We start from the raw sequence: 19024 nt of genomic DNA, 5'->3' as shown, positions 1-19024 counted from the left end.
ACCAGCATGTCGATCGACGTCAACAACGAGTCCGGTACCGAGGTCGACGAGCAGGCGATCCTCGACATCGCCCGCTACGCGCTCGCGCGGATGCGCATCCACCCGCTCTCCGAGCTCTCGGTGATCGTCGTGGACGCCGCCGCCATGGAGCAGCTCCACATCCAGTGGATGGACCTGCCGGGCCCGACGGATGTCATGTCCTTCCCGATGGACGAGCTGCGCCCGCCGTCCAAGGACGACGACGAGCCGCCGCAGGGGCTGCTCGGCGACATCGTGCTGTGCCCCGAGGTCGCGGAGAAGCAGGGCAAGGAAGCGGACACGCAGCACTCCATGGACGAGGAGCTCCAGCTGCTCACCGTCCACGGGGTGCTGCACCTGCTGGGCTACGACCACGAGGAACCGGACGAGAAGGCCGAGATGTTCGGCCTCCAGGCGGCCATCGTGGACGGCTGGCGCGCGGAGCGGGGCCTGACCGGCCCGTCCCCGGCGCCGACGGTCTCGTAGCGCCGCCGATGAGTCCGCAACTCGCCCTGGGTGCGGTCGCCCTGGTCGTCGTGGCCTGGCTCGCCGCCTGCGCGGAGGCGGGCCTCGCGCGCGTCTCCAGCTTCCGCGCCGAGGAGGCCGTGCGCTCCGGCCGCCGGGGCAGCGCCAAGCTCTCCCAGGTCGCCGCCGACCCCACCCGCTACCTCAACGTGGCGCTACTGGTCCGCGTCGCCTGTGAGATGGCCGCCGCCGCGCTGATCACCTACGGCTGCCTCAAGGCGTTCGACGGCACGACCGAGGCCCTCCTGATCGCCATCGCGGTGATGGTCCTCGTGTCGTACGTCGCCGTCGGCGTCTCCCCGCGCACCATCGGCCGCCAGCACCCGCTGAACACGGCGACGGTCTCGGCGTACGTCCTGGTGCCGCTGGCCCGGATCATGGGCCCGATCCCGTCGCTGCTCATCCTCATCGGCAACGCGCTCACCCCCGGCAAGGGCTTCCGCCGGGGCCCCTTCGCCTCCGAGGCGGAGCTGCGCGCGCTGGTCGACCTCGCCGAGAAGGAGTCGCTCATCGAGGACGAGGAGCGCCGCATGGTGCACTCGGTCTTCGAGCTGGGCGACACGCTCGTCCGGGAGGTCATGGTCCCGCGCACGGACCTGGTGGTCATCGAGCGCTACAAGACCATCCGCCAGGCCCTCACCCTCGCCCTGCGCTCCGGCTTCTCCCGCATCCCGGTGACCGGCGAGAGCGAGGACGACATCGTCGGGATCGTCTATCTGAAGGACCTGGTCCGCAAGACGCACATCAGCCGCGAGGCCGAGTCCGAGCAGGTGTCCACGGCGATGCGCCCGGCGTTCTTCGTGCCCGACACCAAGAACGCGGGCGACCTGCTGCGCGAGATGCAGAAGGAACGCAACCACGTCGCCGTCGCCGTCGACGAGTACGGCGGCACCGCCGGCATCGTCACCATCGAGGACATCCTCGAGGAGATCGTCGGCGAGATCACCGACGAGTACGACCGCGAACTGCCGCCGGTGGAGGACCTCGGCAAGGACAGTTACCGGGTCACCGCCCGCCTGGACATCGGCGACCTGGGCGAGCTGTACGGCCTGGAGGCGTTCGACGACGAGGACGTCGAGACGGTCGGCGGTCTGCTCGCCAAGGCGCTGGGCCGGGTTCCCATCGCCGGCGCGTCGTCCGTCGTCGCCCTCCCGGACGGCAGGGAACTGCGCCTGACCGCGGAGGCCGCGGCCGGCCGCCGGAACAAGATCGTGACGGTGCTGGTCGAGCCGGTGGACCCGGCGGACCCTCTACCGGACGAGGAGGAGAAGCCGGAATGACTCCCCAGGAACTGCGCGCGTTCTGCCTGTCGTTCAACGCGGCGGTCGAGGACTTCCCGTTCAGCCCGGAGATCTCGGTCTTCAAGGTCCAGGGCAAGCTCTTCGCCCTGTCGCACCTCGACGCGCGTCCCCTCAAGGCCAACCTCAAGTGCGACCCGGACGACGCGCTCCGGCTGCGCCGCGAGCACGAGGGCCTGATCGTCCCCGGCTGGCACATGAACAAGCGGCACTGGAACACGGTCACGTGCGACGGGGGACTCCCGGACCGGCTGGTCCGGGAGCTGATCGAGGACTCGTACGACCTCGTCGTCGCGGGCCTGCCGCGAGCGGACCGCCTGCGCCTCGACCGGCCCTGACGCTTCCGTATGCTCGGATCATGACCGACAGCAGCGCGCTCGACCCCGAGGACCGCAAGATCGTCACCCTGGCCCGTTCCGCGCGGGCCCGCAACGGCGTGCCCGAGGGGGCGGCCGTACGGGACGAGACCGGACGTACGTATGTCGCGGGGACCGTGGCCCTCGACTCCCTGAAGCTCAGTGCCCTCCGGACGGCGGTGGCGATGGCGGTGGCCTCGGGCGCCACGTCGCTGGAGGCGGCGGCGGTCGTGACGGAGGCGGAGACCGTTTCCCCGGAGGATCTGGCGGCGGTGCGGGATCTCGGTGGCGCGCAGACGCCGGTGCTGGTGGCGGGGTTCGACGGGGTCGTGCGGCTGACGGTCCCGGCAGGCTGAGGCCTGCGAGGGCTGCGCCCCCGGACCCCCGTCGGCCTGAACGGCCTCGTCCTCAAGCGCCGGACGGGCTGGTTGCCGACCAGCCGGCCGGTGAAGTCCGGCGGCGGCACCGTCGACTTCACCGGCACGGCGACCGGGCCGCAGTCGCCGGGCCCGTTCGTGTGCGACTGATCCCGGCCGGGCCGGGCGCGACCTACAGCGCGTCCGGCCCGCGCTCGCCCGTCCGCACCCGCACGACCGTGTCCACGGGCAGCGCCCACACCTTGCCGTCGCCGATCTTGCCGGTGTGCGCGGCCTTCACGACCGCGTCGATGACGCCCTCGGCGTCCGCGTCCTCGACGACGACCTCGATCCGGACCTTTGGTACCAGGTCGACCTGGTACTCGGCGCCGCGGTACACCTCGGTGTGGCCGCGCTGCCGCCCGTAGCCGCTGGCCTCGCTCACGGTCAGGCCCTGCACGCCGAGTTCCTGCAGGGCGTTCTTGATCTCGTCGAGGCGGTACGGCTTGACGATCGCGGTGATGAGCTTCATGCCTGGGGGGTGACCTTCTGGGCGGAGGGGACGACGGAGGAGGAGACCGGGGCGCCGTGGCCCAGGACTCCGTGATCGTAGGCCGTCTCGGCGTGCACCGTAAGGTCCAGGCCGGTCTGCTCCTGCTCCTCGCTCGCGCGGAAGCCCAGCGTGGCGTCGATCAGCCTGCCGATCCCGTACGTCACACCGAAGGCGTACGCCGCGACCACGACCACGGCCAGCAGCTGCTTGCCGAGCTGGCCGAGGCCGCCGCCGTAGAGGAAGCCCTCGGCGCCGCCGGTCATCGACTCCACGGCGAAGACGCCGATGAGGAGCGTGCCGATGATCCCGCCGACCAGGTGGACGCCGACGACGTCGAGGGAGTCGTCGTAGTTCAGCTTGAACTTCCAGCTCACGGCGTACGAGCAGATGGCCCCGGCGGTGAGGCCGACGACCAGGGCGCCGAGCAGGGAGACCGAGCCGCAGGACGGGGTGATGGCGACCAGGCCGGCGACCGCGCCGGAGGCTGCGCCCAGGGTGGTGGGGTGGCCGTCGCGCTTCTGCTCGACGAAGAGCCAGCCGAGCAGGCCGGTGCAGCCCGCGGCGAGGGTGTTGAGGAACGCGGCGGCCGCGAGGCCGTTGGCGCCGAGCGCGGACCCGGCGTTGAAGCCGAACCAGCCGAACCAGAGCAGACCGGCGCCCAGCATCACCATGGGCAGGTTGTGCGGGCGCATGGCGTCCTTCTTGAAGCCCAGCCGCGGGCCCAGGACCAGGCACAACGCGAGTCCCGAGGCGCCGGAGACGATCTCCACGGGCAGCCCGCCGGCGAAGTCGAGGGCACCGAGCTTCTCCAGGATCCAGCCGCCCGGGCCCCAGACCCAATGCGCGACCGGAACGTATACGAGCAGCGCCCACACCGGCACGAAGACCAGCCACGCCCCGAACTTCGCCCGGTCGGCGACCGCGCCGCTGACCAATGCGGCCGTGATGATCGCGAAGGTGAGCTGGAAGGTGGCGAAGAGCAGGGTGGGGACCGTCCCCTGGAGGCTGTCCGGGCCGAGGCCGCTCATGCCGGCGTGTTCGAGCCCGCCGATGAGCCCGCCCGCGGTGTCGTCGCCGAAGGCGAGGGAGTACCCGGCGGCCAGCCACACCACGGTCACCAGGGCGATCGACACGAAGCTCATCATCAGCATGTTGAGCACGCTCTTCGTGCGGACCATGCCGCCGTAGAACAGGGCCAGGCCCGGGGTCATCAGCAGGACGAGGGCGGTGGCGGCGAGCAGCCAGGCGGTGTCGCCGGTGTCGGCGCTTGCGGCGGCCAGAGGCACGGTGTCTCCAACGAGGTGGGGCTCCGGGGGCTCGTCAGAGGTTCACCGGCCCGCGTTTCCGGTTGCGTACGGGTGTGTTTCCGTGACGTTTCGTTGCTTGCGGGTTTCGTGAAGCTCACGGCGCGGGCGGCGTTCGGGCGCCTGTGCGGCAGGGCTCTGTGGATCAGGGAGAATGGGCGCCATGAGCGTTCGTACCCAGTCATCCGAAGAGTCGGCCGAGGCTGTCCACAGGGCCCGGCTTCGCCTGCTTCGTGGGCCGTCCCAACGCGGGCAAGTCCACCCTCACGAATGCTCTGGTCGGCCAGAAGGTGGCGATCACGGCGAACCAGCCGCAGACGACGCGGCACACCGTGCGGGGCATCGTGCACCGCCCGGACGCCCAGCTGATCCTGGTCGACACCCCGGGGCTGCACAAGCCGCGCACGCTGCTGGGCGAGCGGCTGAATGACGTCGTGCGCACGACGTGGGCCGAGGTGGACGTGATCGGCTTCTGCCTGCCGGCGAACGAGAAGCTCGGCCCCGGCGACCGCTTCATCGCCAAGGAACTCGCGTCCATCAAGAAGACGCCGAAGATCGCGATCGTCACCAAGACCGACCTGGTGGACAGCAAGACGCTCGCCGAGCAGCTCATCGCGATCGACCAGCTCGGCAAGGAGCTCGGCTTCGAGTGGGCGGAGATCGTCCCGGTGTCGGCGGTCGGCGACAAGCAGGTGGACCTGCTGGCCGACCTGCTCGTCCCGCTCCTGCCGGAGGGCCCGGCGCTCTACCCCGAGGGCGACCTCACCGACGAGCCCGAGCAGGTCATGATCGCCGAGCTGATCCGCGAGGCCGCGCTGGAGGGCGTCCGAGACGAGCTCCCGCACTCCATCGCCGTGGTCGTCGAGGAGATGCTCCCCCGCGAGGACCGCCCGGCCGACAAGCCCCTGCTCGACATCCACGCCTTCGTCTACATCGAGCGCCCCAGCCAGAAGGGCATCATCATCGGCCCCAAGGGCAAGCGCCTGAAGGAGGTCGGCATCAAGTCCCGCAAACAGATCGAGGCCCTGCTCGGCACCCCGGTGTTCCTGGACCTGCATGTGAAGGTCGCCAAGGACTGGCAGCGGGATCCGAGGCAGTTGCGCAAGTTGGGGTTTTGAGGTTCGGGTGCGGGTTGCCTGTGGGTGGTCGGCGTCGGGTGGGGGTGCGGTTGGGCACGCCGGCCGCGCGGCGGTAGCCGCATATTGATGGAGCCTGGACCTGCACGTGAAGGTCGCCAAGGACTGGCAGCGGGATCCGAGGCAGTTGCGCAAGTTGGGGTTTTGAGGCTCCAGGGCGCTATAACGGCGTCGCCAGGCTCGCCCAGACCGCGTTGCCGCCGGTGAGGGGCGAGCGCGTGACTCCCCAGCTGTCGGCTATCTCGCGGACGAGCAGCAGGCCACGGCCGCCCTCGTCGTCGAGGCCGGGGCAGTGGTCCGGGATGCCCCGGCCCGTGAGGTCGCCGTCGTGCACCTCCAGCCGGAAACGCTCCGCCGTCATCCGGCCGACGCCGCACAGGACCCACTCGCCGGGCGTGTGCAGAACGGCGTTGGTCACCAGCTCGGACACCACCAGGACGGCGTTCGCGCACACCTCGTCGGGCACCTGCCACGAGGCCAGCCGCGCCTGCGTGGCATGACGGGCGACCCTGACGCTGGTCCGGTGGGACGGCAGCTCCAGCCAGTGCGTGCGGCCCGGGCGCACCGCGTCCAGGAACCGGGGAGTGGAAGTCGTGTGGGGGGACACGGCGTTCGCCTTCCGTGGGGGTGGGCGCAGTCAAGGAAGGGGCGAGGCGCGAATCGGACGGGCCGGAAAGGGGAGTTGGGGGTTCCGGTGCCCTGTTCGCACAAGTAACTATGCTCGCAGAGCAGTTCACGCTGCAACCGTCTGCCTGATAATTTCAGAAGGAAGGTATCGCGGCTCCGGGCCGCTTGGCGGAACGATCAACTCCCTGTCAGGCTGGCGCCGGTGACGACCCCTCGGGAGGCACGGCGTGAGCGACGCGCGATCTGGCACCGGCGCCGGCGCGCCCACCGTGCTCCGCATGATCCTGGGACGCCGCCTCCAGGAGGCCCGCCAGGCCGCGGGGCTCTCCCTCGACGACGCCGCCAAGGCCCTGCGCGTCACGCCGCTGACCATCCGCCGCCTGGAGAAGGCCGAGGTCGGCCTGAAGATCCTCTACGTCGAGAAGCTGCTCCAGACCTACGGGGCGGAGCAGCAGGAGATCGACGAGTTCGTCACCCTGGCCGAACGGGCCAACGAGCCCGGCTGGTGGCACCCGTACCGCGATGTGATGCCGTCCTGGTTCACGGCCTACGTGAGTCTGGAGACCGGCGCGAGAACCCTGCGCACCTACGAGCCGCAGTACGTCACGGGCCTCCTCCAGACACCCGGGTACGCGCGTGCCGTGCTGCGCGGAGGCTTCCCGAACGACGACGACGAGGACCTGGACCGGCGTGTGGAGCTGCGGCTGCGCCGCCAGAGCCTGCTGACGAAGCCGGACGCGCCCACACTCTGGGTGGTGATGGAGGAGGCCGTACTGCACCGGGTGGTGGGCGGCCCCGAGGTGATGCGCGAGCAGATCGACCGGCTCCTGGAGGCATCCGAGCTGGACCATGTCAGCGTCGACATCGTGCCGTTCGACGCGGGCGCCCACGTCGGGGCGTGCGCGCCCTTCACCTACTTCCGGTTCGAGGAGCGGGAACTGCCCGACATCGTCTACAGCGAGATCCTCTCCGCGTCCGTCTACCTCGACCAGCGCGCCGACGTCGTGGCCCATCTGGAGGCCCACAACCGGCTGTCGCTGAAGACCTCGTCCGCGGACAGCAAGGCGCTGTTGAACCGCATGCGGAAGGAGTACTCATGACCATCGCCGACGGCGCCGTCTACAACGGGATGCCCGCGTCGGACCTCGGGGAACAGGGCTGGGAGCGTCCGTGGAGCGGCCCCAACGGGGGCCAGTGCGTGGAGACCAAGCAACTGGCCGACGGCCGCGTGGCGGTGCGGCAGTCGGCCGATCCCGCCGGTCCCGCGCTGATCTACACGCCCGAGGAGATCACCGCGTTCGTCGCGGGGGTCAAGCAGGGCCTCGCCGACCACCTCACGGCCCGCTGAACCCCCGCTGATCCACCCCACCCCCCACCGAGAGGCACCCCCCATGAGCAACTCGCAGGCCGCGCGGGACATCGACACCAGCAGGCCGCACTCCGCCCGCATGTACGACTACTACCTGGGCGGCAAGGACCACTTCGAGGTCGACAAGCAGGCGGCCGAGCGGGTCGCCGAGGCCTACCCCGCCATCTTCGTCTGCGCCCGCGAGAACCGGGCCTTCATGCACCGGGCCACCCGGGTCCTCGCCCGCGAGCACGGCATCCGCCAGTGGCTGGACATCGGCACCGGCATCCCCACCGAGCCCAACCTGCACCAGGTGGCCCAGTCCGTGGTCCCGGACGCCCGCGTGGTCTACGCCGACAACGACCCCCTCGTCCTCAAGTACGCCGAGCGCCTGATGCGCAGCACGGCCGAGGGCCGTACGACGTACATCGAGGCCGACGTCAACGACCCGCAGTCGCTGCTGACCGCGCCCGAACTGGCCGAGGTCCTGGACCTGAGCCGCCCGGTCGCGCTGTCCCTCAATGCCCTGATGCACTTCGTCACCGACGCCCAGGACCCGTACGGCATCGTGCGCCGCCTGCTGGACGTCCTGCCCTCGGGCAGCGCCCTGGCGCTGAGCCACTGCACGCCCGACTTCGACCCGGCCACCTGGCAGAAGGTCACCGACATCTACACCTCGGCCGGGACACCGGTGCGGTTCCGCCCCCGGGCGGACGTCGCCCGCTTCTTCGACGGCCTGGAGCTGCTCGACCCGGGCGTCACCGTGGGCCACCGCTGGCGTCCCGACGCCTCCGACGGTGACGCCCCGACGGACGCCGAGGTCAGCCTGTGGACCGGGGTGGGCATCAAGCCGTAGCCCCCTCCCTCTGGGCCCGCAGCACCTCCCGGTACCAGCGGTACGACGACTTCGGGGTCCGCTGAAGGGTCTCGAAGTCGACGTGCACCAGGCCGAAGCGGCGTGCGTAGCCCTCCGCCCACTCGAAGTTGTCGAGCAGGGACCACACGAAGTAGCCGCGCACGTCGACGCCCGCCTCCAGCGCCCGGTGCAGGGCCCGGATGTGGCCGTCCAGGTAGGCGATGCGGTCCTGGTCGTCGGTGTCCGGGTACGAGCAGCCGTTCTCGGTGATGACGACGGGCGGGAGCCGGTCGCCGTAGCGGTCCTGGAAGGTGGTGAGGAGCTCGGTCAGGCCCTCGGGCACGACCGGCCAGCCGAAGTCGGTGACCGGGTGGCCCGTGACCTCCCGGACCGAGAAGGGGAGTTCCGCGGGCATGGCGACGCCGCCGAAGGTGATGTCGGTGCCCTGCGGGGCACCCACCCGTGTCGGCGCGTAGTAGTTGACGCCGTACCAGTCGAGCGGTTCGGCGATCACCTTCAGGTCGGCCTCGACGTCCCCGGGCATCAGCTCGCCGATGCCGTCCGGGTACCGGCCCAGCAGCAGCGGGTCCGCGAACAGGCGGTTCAGCAGCACGTCGTAGAACTCGGCCGCCTCCACGTCCTCCGCCTCGGTGGACGCCGCCCAGGTCGGGCCGTGCGAGTTGGCGATGCCGATGTCCGTGGCGCCCGCGGCGCGCAGGGCGCGGACGGCCAGGCCGTGGGCCAGCAACTGGTGGTGGGCGGCCGGGAGCGCGTCGAACAGCAGCTGCCTGCCCGGCGCGTGCACGCCCAGGGCGTGGCCCAGCAGGGTGTGTTCGGCGGGCTCGTTGAGGGTGATCCACTGCGGCACCCGGTCCCCGAGGCGGCCGGCGACCAGCGAGACGTACTCGGCGAAGCGCGCTGCCGTGTCCCGCTCCAGCCAGTCCAGGTCCGCCGGCAGGTCCCAGTGGAACAGGGTCGGCACCGGGCGCACCCCCGCCGCGCACAGGTCGTCCACCAGCCGGTCGTAGAAGTCCAGGCCCTTCTCGGAGCGCACCCGCGGCCACGAGACCGAGAAGCGGTAGGCGTTCACGCCGAGGCCGGCCAGCAGGGCCACGTCCTCGCGGTGGCGGTGGTAGTGGTCGCAGGCCACCGCCGCCGTCGAGCCGTCCTTGACCCGGCCCGGCCCGGCCGTGAAGGCGTCCCACACGGACGGCTCGCGCTCGTCCGCCGCGCCCTCGATCTGGTGCGCCGAGGTCGACACGCCCCAGAGGAAGCCGGCCGGGAATCGGGGGATCGGATTGCCTGCGTCAGTCGCCATGCGCGGATCATCCGTACCGCCGGTAACGGAAGTCAACAGGCCGCCGCGGAAGACCTGTCAGGCACCTTCCTTCAGCACCCGCGAGATCAGCTTCCGCTGTTGGTCCGTCAGCCGCGGGTCGGCCGCGTACACCGTCTTCCCGTCCACGGTGATCTGGTAGCTGAACCCGTCCGGGACCCCCATCGGCGGCGTGCTCCGGCCGGCGGCGACCGCCTGCTCGGCCAGTGCGTGCCATTCGGGGGCATCGGGGCGGCCGGAGGTGTCCACCTCGGCATACCGCTCGATGCCCGCGAACCCGCCCGTGCGCCTCACCTGAATACGCATGGCACCTGTCTAGTACGGAACTACAGGGTCCGCACCCCGACCTGCTCCCAGGCCTTCGACACGGCGTCCAGCTCCTCCCCGTCGCCGAACCGCTCCCGCGCGGCCTTGACGGTGAGCGTGGCGAAGTCGGCGAACATCGCCTGCTGCTTCAGCTCGCCGCCGGTCAGCACGTCGTACCAGATCAGCCCCGCGCGCTCCCAGGCGTGGCCGCCGAGGGCCGTGGCCGCCAGGTAGAAGGCGTGGTTCGGGATGCCCGAGTTGATGTGGACACCGCCGTTGTCGCGACCGGTGCGCACGTAGTCGTCCATCGTGGCCGGCTGCGGGTCCTTGCCCAGGACGTCGTCGTCGTACGCCGTGCCCGGCTCCTTCATGGAGCGCAGTGCCTTGCCCGTCACCCGCGGGGCGAGCAGGCCCGCGCCGATCAGCCAGTCGGCCTCGGCGGCGGTCTGGCCCAGCGTGTACTGCTTGATGAGCGAGCCGAAGACGTCCGACACGGACTCGTTCAGCGCGCCGGGCTGGCCGAAGTAGGTGAGGTTGGCCGTGTACTGCGTGACACCGTGGACCAGCTCGTGGCCGATGACGTCGATCGGGATGGTGAAGTCGAGGAAGATCTCCCCGTCCCCGTCGCCGAAGACCATCTGCTCGCCGTTCCAGAAGGCGTTGTTGTACTCGCGGTCGTAGTGCACGGTCGCGTTCAGCGGCAGGCCGTTGCCGTCGATCGAGTCGCGCTGGTACGCCTTCAGGAGCAGCTCGAACGTGGCGCCGAGACCCGCGTAGGCGCGGTTGACGGTGGCGTCCTTGCCGGGCTTGTCGCCCTCGCCGCGGACCCTGTGGCCGGGCAGGTCGGTGCCGTGCCGGGCGTCGTGGACGGTGCGCTGCGGCTTGCCGTCGGCGACCGCGGCGACGGCGGTGGCGCCGATGACCGTGGTGAGGCGGCGCTGGGTGCGCTCGAAGGCGTCGCGCTCCAGGGTCCGGCGGGCGGGTCCGGCGAGCGCCGAGTCCTCGGCCTGGGCGAGCTTGTCGAGGACATGGGGCGGAACGATGGTGCAGAAGACGGGCTCGAAGCCCCCGTGAGTCGTCATGCCCGGCACCCTTGCACTGCGTGACGGGACTGTCACTAGTCGCCACCATGATTGGTGAAATACGGGGACAAGGGTCCTCACGCTCCGTGGCGAAGTGGTATAGCGCACTTTTTGTCCCGTATGGGCGGCCGGTCCCGCATACTGATACGGACCCGCGCACCCCGGAGGGCCTCGGCTAGCATGCTGCGCATCATGCGTTTCGGGCTGCTTCTCCTTAGCTGCCGCGGCGAGGGCCTGTAGTCGAGGCCGACTCCCTCCCCGCGGAGCTTGGTGCTGCGTCGTCGGCCGTCCTTCCGGACACTCTGAGGAGCCCCCGCATCATGGCGAACCGCCAGCAGCCCAGTTCCATGCCGATCCACAAGTACGGCCGCTACGAGCAGGTCGACATCCCGGACCGCACCTGGCCGGACCAGCGCATCACCACCGCCCCCCGCTGGCTCTCCACGGACCTGCGCGACGGCAACCAGGCCCTGATCGACCCCATGTCGCCCGCCCGCAAGCGCGCGATGTTCGACCTGCTGGTCAAGATGGGCTACAAGGAGATCGAGGTCGGCTTCCCGGCCTCCGGCCAGACCGACTTCGACTTCGTACGCTCGATCATCGAAGAGCCCGGGGCCATCCCCGACGACGTCACCATCTCCGTACTGACCCAGGCCCGTGAGGACCTGATCGAGCGCACGGTGGAGTCGCTGAAGGGCGCCAAGCGCGCGACCGTCCATCTCTACAACGCCACCGCCCCCGTCTTCCGCCGGGTCGTCTTCCGGGGCTCCAAGGACGACATCAAGCAGATCGCCGTCGACGGCACGCGGCTGGTCATGGAGTACGCGGAGAAGCTGCTGGGCCCGGAGACCGAGTTCGGCTACCAGTACAGCCCCGAGATCTTCACCGACACGGAGCTGGACTTCGCGCTGGAGGTCTGCGAGGCCGTCATGGACGTCTGGCAGCCCGGCCCGGGCCGCGAGATCATCCTCAACCTGCCCGCAACGGTGGAGCGTTCGACCCCGTCGACCCACGCCGACCGCTTCGAGTGGATGGGCCGCAACCTCTCCCGCCGCGAGCACGTCTGCCTGTCGATCCACCCGCACAACGACCGCGGCACGGCCGTCGCCGCCGCCGAGCTGGCCCTGATGGCCGGTGCCGACCGCGTCGAGGGCTGCCTGTTCGGGCAGGGCGAGCGCACCGGCAACGTCGACCTGGTCACCCTGGGCATGAACCTCTTCTCCCAGGGCGTCGACCCGCAGATCGACTTCTCCGACATCGACGAGATCCGTCGTACGTGGGAGTACTGCAACCAGATGGAGGTCCACCCGCGCCACCCGTACGTGGGCGACCTGGTCTACACGTCCTTCTCCGGCTCCCACCAGGACGCCATCAACAAGGGCTTCGACGCCATGGAGGCCGACGCGAAGGCCAAGGGCGTCACCGTCGACGACATCGAGTGGGCGGTGCCCTACCTGCCGATCGACCCCAAGGACGTCGGCCGCTCCTACGAGGCGGTCATCCGGGTCAACTCGCAGTCCGGCAAGGGCGGTATCGCGTACGTCCTGAAGAACGACCACAAGCTGGAACTGCCCCGCCGGATGCAGATCGAGTTCTCGAAGATCATCCAGGCGAAGACGGACGCCGAGGGCGGCGAGGTCACGCCGAAGGACATCTGGGCGACCTTCCGGGACGAGTACCTGCCCAACCCCGAGAACCCGTGGGGCCGGATCCAGGTCAAGAACAACCAGTCGACGACCGACACCGACGGCGTGGACACGCTGACGGTGGAGGCCACGGTCGACGGCCAGGACACCGTCCTGACCGGCTCCGGCAACGGCCCGATCTCGGCCTTCTTCGACGCGCTCCAGTCCGTCGGCATCGACGTACGCCTGCTGGACTACCAGGAGCACACGATGAGCGAGGGCGCCTCCGCGCAGGCCGCCTCGTACATCGAATGCGCGATCGACGACAAGGTCCTGTGGGGGATCGGAATCGACGCGAACACCACGCGGGCCTCGCTGAAGGCGGTCGTCTCGGCCGTCAACCGCGCGACGCGCTGACCAGCCCTGTAGGCGGTTTGAGGGCTCCGTCCGCTGATGTCCGGCGGGCGGAGCCCCGTCGTATACCGGCCAATCCCTGTGAGGGTCACGGAAAGGTCTCCTCCGGGGTACTGACTCCTCCTCACAGATGTGGCTAACATCACGCAAGCGCGGCGACGCTGCCGTGCGGCGTGACGGAGGTGCGACGTGCTGCCAGGACGGGGACGAAACGGCCGTGCCGCCAGGCTTTCGAGCATCCTGGGCACCCGTACCGCGTGGACGCCCGCCGGTGACGGGGAGTTCTTCTGCCCCGGCTGCGGCGGCGACCGCAACTACCAGCGGCTGACCGGCCAACGCCGCTTCACCCTGCTCGGCCTGCCGGTGCTGCCGCGCGGCGAGACCGGCCCGGTCGTGGAGTGCGCCGCCTGCCGCCGCCACTTCGGCACGGACGTCCTCGACCATCCGACCACCACCCGCTTCTCCGCGATGCTCCGCGACGCAGTACACACCGTCGCCCTCGCCGTGCTGGCCGCGGGCGGCGCCGGTTCCCGTACGGCGCTGGAGGCCGCGGTGCTCGCCGTGCGCGCGGCCGGCTTCGACGACTGCACGGAGGAACAGCTGGCCGCCCTCGTGGAGGCGCTGAGGGCGGACACCGGCCGGATCACCGGGGAGCCCTGCGGCGCGGGGCTGGCCATAGAGCTGCACGAGGCGCTGGACCCGCTCGCCCCGCACCTCGCCACGGTCGGCCGCGAATCGATCCTGCTCCAGGGAGCGCGCATCGCCCTGGCGGACGGTCCCTACACACCGGCCGAGCGGGACGTGCTCGCGACGGTGGGCGCGGCGCTCACCATCTGCTCGGACGACGTGACCCGGGTGCTGGCGGCGGCGGCCCGGACGCCGTCGTAGAGCGGCGCTGCTGCCGGTTCTGTCGTGGAGCGGCGCTGCTGCCGGGTTCTGTCGATGAACGGCGCCCCTGCCGGGCCCTGGGACCTGACAGGCCCTAGAGCAGCCCCGCCGCCGTCAGGTACGTCCCGACCCGCTCCACCTCGGCCTGTGACAACGGCACCTGTGGCTCCGCCGTGGCCGGGCAGTCGATCACGCCCCGCAGGTGCAGCGCGGCCTTGAAGGCGCCGATCGCCGAGGAGCCGGGGCCCATGCGGGCCGGGTCGCCGACGCCGACCAGGCCGAACAGGGCGCACAGCCGCTCCTGTTCGGCACGGGCCTGCTCCCACTCCCCGGCGCGGCACAGGCGGTCCAGGCGGGCGTAGCCGTGCGGGTCGACGTTGCCGAGGCCGGGCACGGTGCCGTCCGCGCCGACCGCGAGCGCCGCGTCGACGATCAGCTCGGAGCCGGTCAGCACGCTGAAGCCGGTGATGCCCGGGTGGGCCCTGGCCCCGGTCACGACCTGGCGGAAGGCGGCCAGGTCGCCGCTGGAGTCCTTGAGCGCGGCCAGGACACCGTCGGCGGCCAGCTCCAGGACCACGTCCGCGGGCAGCTTCGTGTGGACGGCGACGGGGATGTCGTAGGCGACCACCGGGACCGGGCTCGCGGCGGCGACCGCGCGGTAGTGGCGGGCGATCTCCGCCGGGTGGGTGCGGGCGTAGAACGGGGCGGTGACGACGACCGCGTCCGCGCCCGCCGCCGTCACCGCCGCGACATGGTCCACCACCCTGGCCGTCGTCATGTCGATCGCCCCGGCCAGCACCGGGAGTTGCCCGCCCGTGTGGGCCGCGACCGACTCGACCACCAGCCTGCGCTGGGCGTCCGTCAGATACGCCGCCTCCGAGGTCGAGCCGAGCACGAACAGACCGTGCACCCCGCCGGACACCAGATGGTCGACCAGCCTGAGCAGCGAGGGGACGTCAACCTCGCGTTCCGGTGTCAGGGGCGTGCAGACGGGCGGGATGACACCGGTCAGCGGGGTGAGGGTCATGGAGCCTCCATCGGGTCGCTCTGGCGGACGAGATCGCGGGTCGACTCGTCCTCCTGGACAGGATGGTGGCAGCGGAAGCGGTGCGCGGGGGCCGACGCGACCGAGAAGTCCGGCATCGCCTCCGCGCACGTCGCGTCGGCCTTCCAGCAGCGCGTGCGGAACGGGCAGCCGCTCGGCGGGCGCGTCGCCGACGGGACGGGACCGGCCAGCGGGATCGGCTCGATCGGGTCGAGCAGGCCGGGCGTGGCGGAGAACAGGGCGCGGGTGTACGGGTGCCGGGACCGGTCGGTGACCAGGGCGGCCGGGGACTCCTCGACGATCCGGCCCAGGTACATGGTGATCACGCGGTCGCTCATCCGCCGGACCGTCTGGATGTCGTGCGAGACGAACACCAGGGCCAGGCCCAGGCGTTCCTTCAGGTCCAGCAGCAGATTGAGGATCTGGGCGCGGACCGACACGTCCAGGGCGCTCGTCGGCTCGTCCGCCACGACCAGGTCCGGGTCGAGCGCCAGCGCCCGGGCGATCGCGACGCGCTGCCGCTGCCCGCCCGACAACTGGCCCGGCAGGGCGTCGGCGAGGGCCCGGGGGAGGCCGACCAGCGACATCAACTCCCTGACTCTCTCGTCACGTTGACCCCGAGTGCCCCGGTCGTGCACGTCCAGCGGGTCCCGCAGGATCTGCCGTACGGTCAGACGGCGGTTCAGGGCCGTCGACGGGTCCTGGAAGATCATGCCGGTGCTGCCGCCGACGGCCCGGCGGCGTTCGGCGGGCGGCATCGCCCACAGGTCGCGGCCCCGGAACGACACCGTGCCCCGGGTCGGCCGCTCCACCCCGACCAGTACCTTCGCCAGGGTCGACTTCCCGCAGCCCGACTCGCCCACCACGCCGACGGTCTCGCCGGGCGCGATGGCCAGGTCGGCGCCGGTCAGGGCGTACACCCGGTCACGGGTGAACAGGCCGCCGCTGCGGGCCTTGTGGACGACGTGGGTGTCGGAGAGCTCCACCAGAGCGGGCTGTGCGTTCATGACACCGCCTCGGTCTCCGTGGTCGCCGGCTCCATGGCCGGGTGATGGCAGGCCGCTGTGTGGGCCGCGGTGCCGGCCAGGACCGGAGCCGTCGTACGGCAGACCTCGCTCGCGCGCGGGCAGCGGTCGGCGAACCGGCACCCGGCCGGGAAGTCGGCCGGGGACGGCACGACCCCCTTGATCTGCGTCATCCGTTCCTGCGCCGACTCCAGCGACAGCACGCTGCCGAGCAGGCCGCGCGTGTAGTGGTGGGCCGGGGCCTCCACCAGGTCGGCGGTCACGCCCGTCTCCACGATCTGCCCGCCGTACATCACCACCACCCGGTCGGTGACGTCCGCGACCAGCGCCAGGTCGTGCGAGACGAGGATCAGCGCGAAGCCCAGCTCCTCGCGCAGCCGCAGCAGCAGCTCTATGACCTGGGCCTGCACGGTCACGTCGAGGGCGGTCGTCGGCTCGTCGGCGACGATCAGCTTCGGGTCGCGGGACAGGGCCATGGCGATCAGGACGCGCTGCCGCTGCCCGCCGGACAGTTCGTGCGGGTAGCTGCGCAGGGTGCGCTCGGGGTCGAGGCCGACCATCGTCAGCAACTCGGCGGGGCTGCGCCGCCCGCCGCGCCGGACGACCTGCTTGAGCTGGGCGCGGATCGTCATCGCCGGGTTCAGCGACGACAGCGCGTCCTGGTAGACCATCGCCATCTCGTGGCCCAGGAGCCTGCGGCGTACGCGCATCGGCTCGGCGAGCAGGTCCCGCCGGTCGAACCGGACCTGGCCGCCGACGCGCGCCCCCTTCGGCTGGAGGCCCATGATCGCGAGCGCGGTCAGTGACTTGCCGCAGCCCGACTCGCCGACCAGGCCCAGGACTTCACCGGGATGCACCTCGAAGCTGATGCCGTCCACGATGTCCACACCGCCGTGCCGCCGGTCGAAGCCGATGGTGAGGTTCTCCACGGCGAGCACGGGCTCGCCGTCCCGGGGCAGTCGACGCGCCCGGGCCCGCAGCCGCCGGGCCGCTTCCGTCAGGCCGGGCAGCTGCACGACCTCCCCGCTGCCGGGCTCCGGCGCCTGGAGCCGGTCGTCCTCGGGGACCTCCACCTCGCGCGCGGCCGGGGCCGCCCACGCGTCGGACACCCCCTCGGACAGGATGTTCAGCGACAGCACCGTGACCAGCATCAGCAGGCCGGGAAACACGGTCGCCCACCAGCCGCCGGTGAGCACCATGTTCTTGCCGTCCGCGATGACACTGCCCCAGGACGGGTCGGGCGGCCGTACGCCCGCTCCGATGAAGGACAGCGACGCCTCGAAGACGATCGCCTCGGCGACCTGCACCGTGCAGAACACCAGCACGGGCGCGGCGCAGTTGATCGCCACATGCTTCAGCACGATGTGAGGTGTCCGGGCGCCGATCACCCGTTCCGCCGTCACGTAGTCCTCGCCGTACTGGTCGAGGACGTTCGCGCGGACGACCCGGGCCACCGGCGGCGTGAACAGGAACGCGATCGCGCAGATCAGCACCGTGATGCCGCCGCCGAACACGGCGACCAGCACGGCGGCGAGCGCGATGCCCGGGAACGCCATGACGACGTCCAGGCAGCGCATCAGCGTCTCGTCGACCGCCTTGCGCGAGGTGGCCGCGACCGCTCCGAGCAGTGCCCCGGCCACCAGCGCCAGGCCGGTGGCGCCCAGCCCGATCGCGAGCGACCAGCGCGCCCCGTACATCAGCCGGCTGAGGATGTCCCGGCCGAGACTGTCCTGGCCCATCCAGTGTCCGGCGGAGGGATGCCCGGTGCCGTCGACGGGCGGCTGCTGGTCGAGCGGGTCGTGCGGGGCGAGCAGCGGGGCGAGCAGCGCCAGCAGCACGACGACCGCCAGGAAGCAGACGGCGGCCTTCGACGGCAACGGCAGCCGGCGCCAGGCGCGCAGCCGCACGCCGGGCCGGGACAGCGCCTCGGTGAGGCTCTTGCGGGTCGCCGGACGGGTCATCATGCGGTCGCATCCCTCAGTCGCGGGTTGACCAGCAGGTAGAGGACGTCGATGACGAGGTTCACGACCACGAACCCGGCCGCCGTGGTCAGGACGACGCCCTGGACGACGGCCGGATCGCCGTTCTTCACGGCGTCGATCATCAGCTTGCCCATGCCGGGCAGCGAGAAGATCGTCTCGATGACGACCGCGCCGCCCAGCAGATAGCCGACCCGCAGCCCGAGCACGGTGAGCGGATTGATGAGCGCATTGCGCAGCACGTTCCGCCCGACCACCACCCGGGGCGGCAGCCCGCTGCCGATCGCCGTCCGGACGTAGTCCTTGTCCAGCTCCTCCACCACGGCCGTCCGCACGATCCGGGTCAGCTGCGCCGCCACCGGCAGGGAGAGAGCGAGGGCGGGGAGCGTCATGGTCCTCAGCCAGCCGGTGAAGGAGTCGGCCGGGTTGATGTAGCCGCCGGTCGGGAACCAGCCCAGGTCGACCGCCAGATACTGGATCATCAGCAGCGCCAGCCAGAAGCCGGGGGCCGCGACACCGGTCAGCGACACGACCCGGATGATCTGGTCGGGCAGCCGGTCCCGGTGGATCGCCGCGGTCACGCCGCCCACGAGGGACAGCACGACCGCGATGCCCAGGCCCAGGAAGGTCAGCTGGAGGGTGAGCGGCAGCGCGGTGGTGACCTGGTCGATCACCGGCGCCCGGGTCAGCGCGCTGGTGCCCAGGTCGCCGTGGAACAGGTCGGCGACGAAGTCGGCGTAGCGCACGGGCAGCGGGTCGAGCAGGCCGTGTTCCTCGCGGAAGTCGTGCAGTTGCCGTGGGGTCGGGTTGGCGCCCTGGAAGAACGCGGACGCCGGATCGACGTCCGAGAACCGCATCACCAGGAAGACGAACAGCACGATGCCGAGCATCAGCGGCACGAGCAGGGCGACGCGGCGGAGCAGGATCCGCAGGACTGCCGTCATGCC

Annotated in this window: 19 protein-coding genes and 1 pseudogene; 10 read left to right on the top strand and 10 right to left on the bottom strand. The window is 71.1% G+C overall.

Going from position 1 to position 19024, the window contains the following annotated elements; all coding sequences use genetic code 11:
* Positions 1-6: 6 nt before the first annotated feature.
* From ybeY to QF034_RS13000, 4 genes are read left to right on the top strand one after another with little or no spacing between them, the layout of a single operon-like run.
* Complete coding sequence (gene ybeY / locus QF034_RS13015) at positions 7-504, top strand: rRNA maturation RNase YbeY (RefSeq protein ID WP_059414063.1); 498 nt, start codon at positions 7-9, stop codon at positions 502-504.
* Positions 505-512: 8 nt separating this feature from the next.
* The gene (locus tag QF034_RS13010; protein ID WP_307175114.1) at positions 513-1823 is read left to right on the top strand and encodes a hemolysin family protein; all 1311 of its coding nucleotides are present in this window, start codon (positions 513-515) and stop codon (positions 1821-1823) included.
* Positions 1820-2179 carry an MmcQ/YjbR family DNA-binding protein gene (locus QF034_RS13005; RefSeq protein WP_307175113.1) on the top strand — a complete coding sequence of 120 codons (360 nt, stop codon included), beginning with the start codon at positions 1820-1822 and terminating at the stop codon, positions 2177-2179. The genes QF034_RS13010 and QF034_RS13005 overlap by 4 nt, the downstream gene beginning before the upstream one ends.
* A gap of 20 nt (positions 2180-2199) precedes the next feature.
* A complete protein-coding gene (locus QF034_RS13000) occupies positions 2200-2553 on the top strand; it encodes a cytidine deaminase-like protein (RefSeq protein ID WP_307175112.1) in 354 nt (117 codons plus the stop codon).
* Positions 2554-2746: 193 nt separating this feature from the next.
* On the opposite strand, the gene QF034_RS12995 is transcribed toward QF034_RS13000, so the two are convergent.
* Positions 2747-3085 (bottom strand): P-II family nitrogen regulator, encoded by a 339-nt coding sequence (locus tag QF034_RS12995; RefSeq protein WP_307175111.1) that lies wholly within the window; start codon positions 3083-3085, stop codon positions 2747-2749.
* The gene (locus QF034_RS12990) at positions 3082-4392 is read right to left on the bottom strand and encodes an ammonium transporter (RefSeq protein WP_307175110.1); all 1311 of its coding nucleotides are present in this window, start codon (positions 4390-4392) and stop codon (positions 3082-3084) included. Before QF034_RS12990 ends, QF034_RS12995 begins: the two co-directional genes overlap by 4 nt.
* A gap of 172 nt (positions 4393-4564) precedes the next feature.
* On the opposite strand from QF034_RS12990, the pseudogene era reads away from it, so the two are divergent.
* Positions 4565-5528, top strand: a pseudogene (gene era / locus QF034_RS12985) (GTPase Era).
* A 178-nt stretch (positions 5529-5706) separates the two neighbouring features.
* Here the strand turns inward: era and QF034_RS12980 are convergent.
* Positions 5707-6153, bottom strand: coding sequence for an ATP-binding protein (locus QF034_RS12980; RefSeq protein ID WP_307175109.1), 447 nt, complete (start codon positions 6151-6153; stop codon positions 5707-5709).
* A 247-nt stretch (positions 6154-6400) separates the two neighbouring features.
* Here QF034_RS12980 and QF034_RS12975 point away from each other — a divergent pair, with 247 nt between their 5' ends.
* The 3 genes from QF034_RS12975 to QF034_RS12965 are packed head-to-tail and all read left to right on the top strand — an operon-like array spanning position 6401 to position 8377.
* On the top strand, positions 6401-7273 hold the full coding sequence (locus tag QF034_RS12975; RefSeq protein WP_307175108.1) for a Sco1979 family transcriptional regulator: 873 nt from the start codon (positions 6401-6403) through the stop codon (positions 7271-7273).
* Entirely contained in the window at positions 7270-7521 is a 252-nt protein-coding gene (locus QF034_RS12970; protein WP_307175107.1) for a DUF397 domain-containing protein, read from the top strand. The genes QF034_RS12975 and QF034_RS12970 overlap by 4 nt, the downstream gene beginning before the upstream one ends.
* A gap of 43 nt (positions 7522-7564) precedes the next feature.
* Positions 7565-8377 (top strand): SAM-dependent methyltransferase, encoded by an 813-nt coding sequence (locus tag QF034_RS12965; protein ID WP_307175106.1) that lies wholly within the window; start codon positions 7565-7567, stop codon positions 8375-8377.
* Here QF034_RS12965 and QF034_RS12960 read toward each other — a convergent pair.
* The 3 genes from QF034_RS12960 to QF034_RS12950 are packed head-to-tail and all read right to left on the bottom strand — an operon-like array spanning position 8367 to position 11101.
* Positions 8367-9695, bottom strand: a complete 1329-nt coding sequence (locus QF034_RS12960) for a GH1 family beta-glucosidase (RefSeq protein ID WP_307175105.1) — start codon at positions 9693-9695, stop codon at positions 8367-8369. The genes QF034_RS12965 and QF034_RS12960 overlap by 11 nt on opposite strands.
* Before the next feature lie 57 nt (positions 9696-9752).
* A complete protein-coding gene (locus QF034_RS12955) occupies positions 9753-10019 on the bottom strand; it encodes a protealysin inhibitor emfourin (protein WP_307175104.1) in 267 nt (88 codons plus the stop codon).
* 20 nt (positions 10020-10039) lie between these two features.
* A complete protein-coding gene (locus QF034_RS12950) occupies positions 10040-11101 on the bottom strand; it encodes a M4 family metallopeptidase (RefSeq protein WP_307175103.1) in 1062 nt (353 codons plus the stop codon).
* Between the two features lie 320 nt (positions 11102-11421).
* Between QF034_RS12950 and leuA the strand changes: the two genes are divergently transcribed.
* Positions 11422-13143 carry a 2-isopropylmalate synthase gene (gene leuA, locus QF034_RS12945; protein ID WP_086559083.1) on the top strand — a complete coding sequence of 574 codons (1722 nt, stop codon included), beginning with the start codon at positions 11422-11424 and terminating at the stop codon, positions 13141-13143.
* A 186-nt stretch (positions 13144-13329) separates the two neighbouring features.
* On the top strand, positions 13330-14028 hold the full coding sequence (locus tag QF034_RS12940) for a tellurite resistance TerB family protein (RefSeq protein ID WP_307175102.1): 699 nt from the start codon (positions 13330-13332) through the stop codon (positions 14026-14028).
* Between the two features lie 94 nt (positions 14029-14122).
* Here QF034_RS12940 and QF034_RS12935 read toward each other — a convergent pair whose 3' ends face one another.
* The 4 genes from QF034_RS12935 to QF034_RS12920 are packed head-to-tail and all read right to left on the bottom strand — an operon-like array spanning position 14123 to position 19021.
* Complete coding sequence (locus QF034_RS12935) at positions 14123-15055, bottom strand: dihydrodipicolinate synthase family protein (RefSeq protein WP_307175101.1); 933 nt, start codon at positions 15053-15055, stop codon at positions 14123-14125.
* On the bottom strand, positions 15052-16080 hold the full coding sequence (locus tag QF034_RS12930) for an oligopeptide/dipeptide ABC transporter ATP-binding protein (protein ID WP_307175100.1): 1029 nt from the start codon (positions 16078-16080) through the stop codon (positions 15052-15054). The genes QF034_RS12935 and QF034_RS12930 overlap by 4 nt, the downstream gene beginning before the upstream one ends.
* Entirely contained in the window at positions 16077-18062 is a 1986-nt protein-coding gene (locus tag QF034_RS12925; RefSeq protein WP_307175099.1) for a dipeptide/oligopeptide/nickel ABC transporter permease/ATP-binding protein, read from the bottom strand. The genes QF034_RS12930 and QF034_RS12925 overlap by 4 nt, the downstream gene beginning before the upstream one ends.
* Positions 18059-19021: an ABC transporter permease gene (locus tag QF034_RS12920; RefSeq protein WP_307175098.1), complete on the bottom strand. Its 963-nt coding sequence runs from the start codon at positions 19019-19021 to the stop codon at positions 18059-18061. The genes QF034_RS12925 and QF034_RS12920 overlap by 4 nt, the downstream gene beginning before the upstream one ends.
* Positions 19022-19024: the final 3 nt, after the last annotated feature.

The organism is Streptomyces africanus (genome assembly GCF_030816955.1).
Taxonomy (GTDB): domain Bacteria; phylum Actinomycetota; class Actinomycetes; order Streptomycetales; family Streptomycetaceae; genus Streptomyces; species Streptomyces africanus.
The sequence above is the reverse complement of the archived record's forward strand: the minus strand, read 5'-3'. Positions and strand labels throughout refer to the sequence as shown.

Excerpts from the sequence above, each read along its gene's own strand:
- QF034_RS12995 (WP_307175111.1), bottom strand. The coding sequence starts at position 3,085 with ATGAAGCTCATCACCGCGATCGTCAAGCCGTACCGCCTCGACGAGATC.
- QF034_RS12960 (WP_307175105.1), bottom strand. The coding sequence starts at position 9,695 with ATGGCGACTGACGCAGGCAATCCGATCCCCCGATTCCCGGCCGGCTTC.
- QF034_RS13005 (WP_307175113.1), top strand. The coding sequence starts at position 1,820 with ATGACTCCCCAGGAACTGCGCGCGTTCTGCCTGTCGTTCAACGCGGCG.
- QF034_RS12965 (WP_307175106.1), top strand. The coding sequence starts at position 7,565 with ATGAGCAACTCGCAGGCCGCGCGGGACATCGACACCAGCAGGCCGCAC.
- QF034_RS12920 (WP_307175098.1), bottom strand. The coding sequence starts at position 19,021 with ATGACGGCAGTCCTGCGGATCCTGCTCCGCCGCGTCGCCCTGCTCGTG.
- QF034_RS12970 (WP_307175107.1), top strand. The coding sequence starts at position 7,270 with ATGACCATCGCCGACGGCGCCGTCTACAACGGGATGCCCGCGTCGGAC.
- QF034_RS12930 (WP_307175100.1), bottom strand. The coding sequence starts at position 16,080 with ATGAACGCACAGCCCGCTCTGGTGGAGCTCTCCGACACCCACGTCGTC.
- ybeY (WP_059414063.1), top strand. The coding sequence starts at position 7 with ATGTCGATCGACGTCAACAACGAGTCCGGTACCGAGGTCGACGAGCAG.
- QF034_RS12935 (WP_307175101.1), bottom strand. The coding sequence starts at position 15,055 with ATGACCCTCACCCCGCTGACCGGTGTCATCCCGCCCGTCTGCACGCCC.
- QF034_RS12950 (WP_307175103.1), bottom strand. The coding sequence starts at position 11,101 with ATGACGACTCACGGGGGCTTCGAGCCCGTCTTCTGCACCATCGTTCCG.
- QF034_RS13010 (WP_307175114.1), top strand. The coding sequence starts at position 513 with ATGAGTCCGCAACTCGCCCTGGGTGCGGTCGCCCTGGTCGTCGTGGCC.
- QF034_RS12925 (WP_307175099.1), bottom strand. The coding sequence starts at position 18,062 with ATGATGACCCGTCCGGCGACCCGCAAGAGCCTCACCGAGGCGCTGTCC.
- leuA (WP_086559083.1), top strand. The coding sequence starts at position 11,422 with ATGGCGAACCGCCAGCAGCCCAGTTCCATGCCGATCCACAAGTACGGC.
- QF034_RS12955 (WP_307175104.1), bottom strand. The coding sequence starts at position 10,019 with ATGCGTATTCAGGTGAGGCGCACGGGCGGGTTCGCGGGCATCGAGCGG.
- QF034_RS13000 (WP_307175112.1), top strand. The coding sequence starts at position 2,200 with ATGACCGACAGCAGCGCGCTCGACCCCGAGGACCGCAAGATCGTCACC.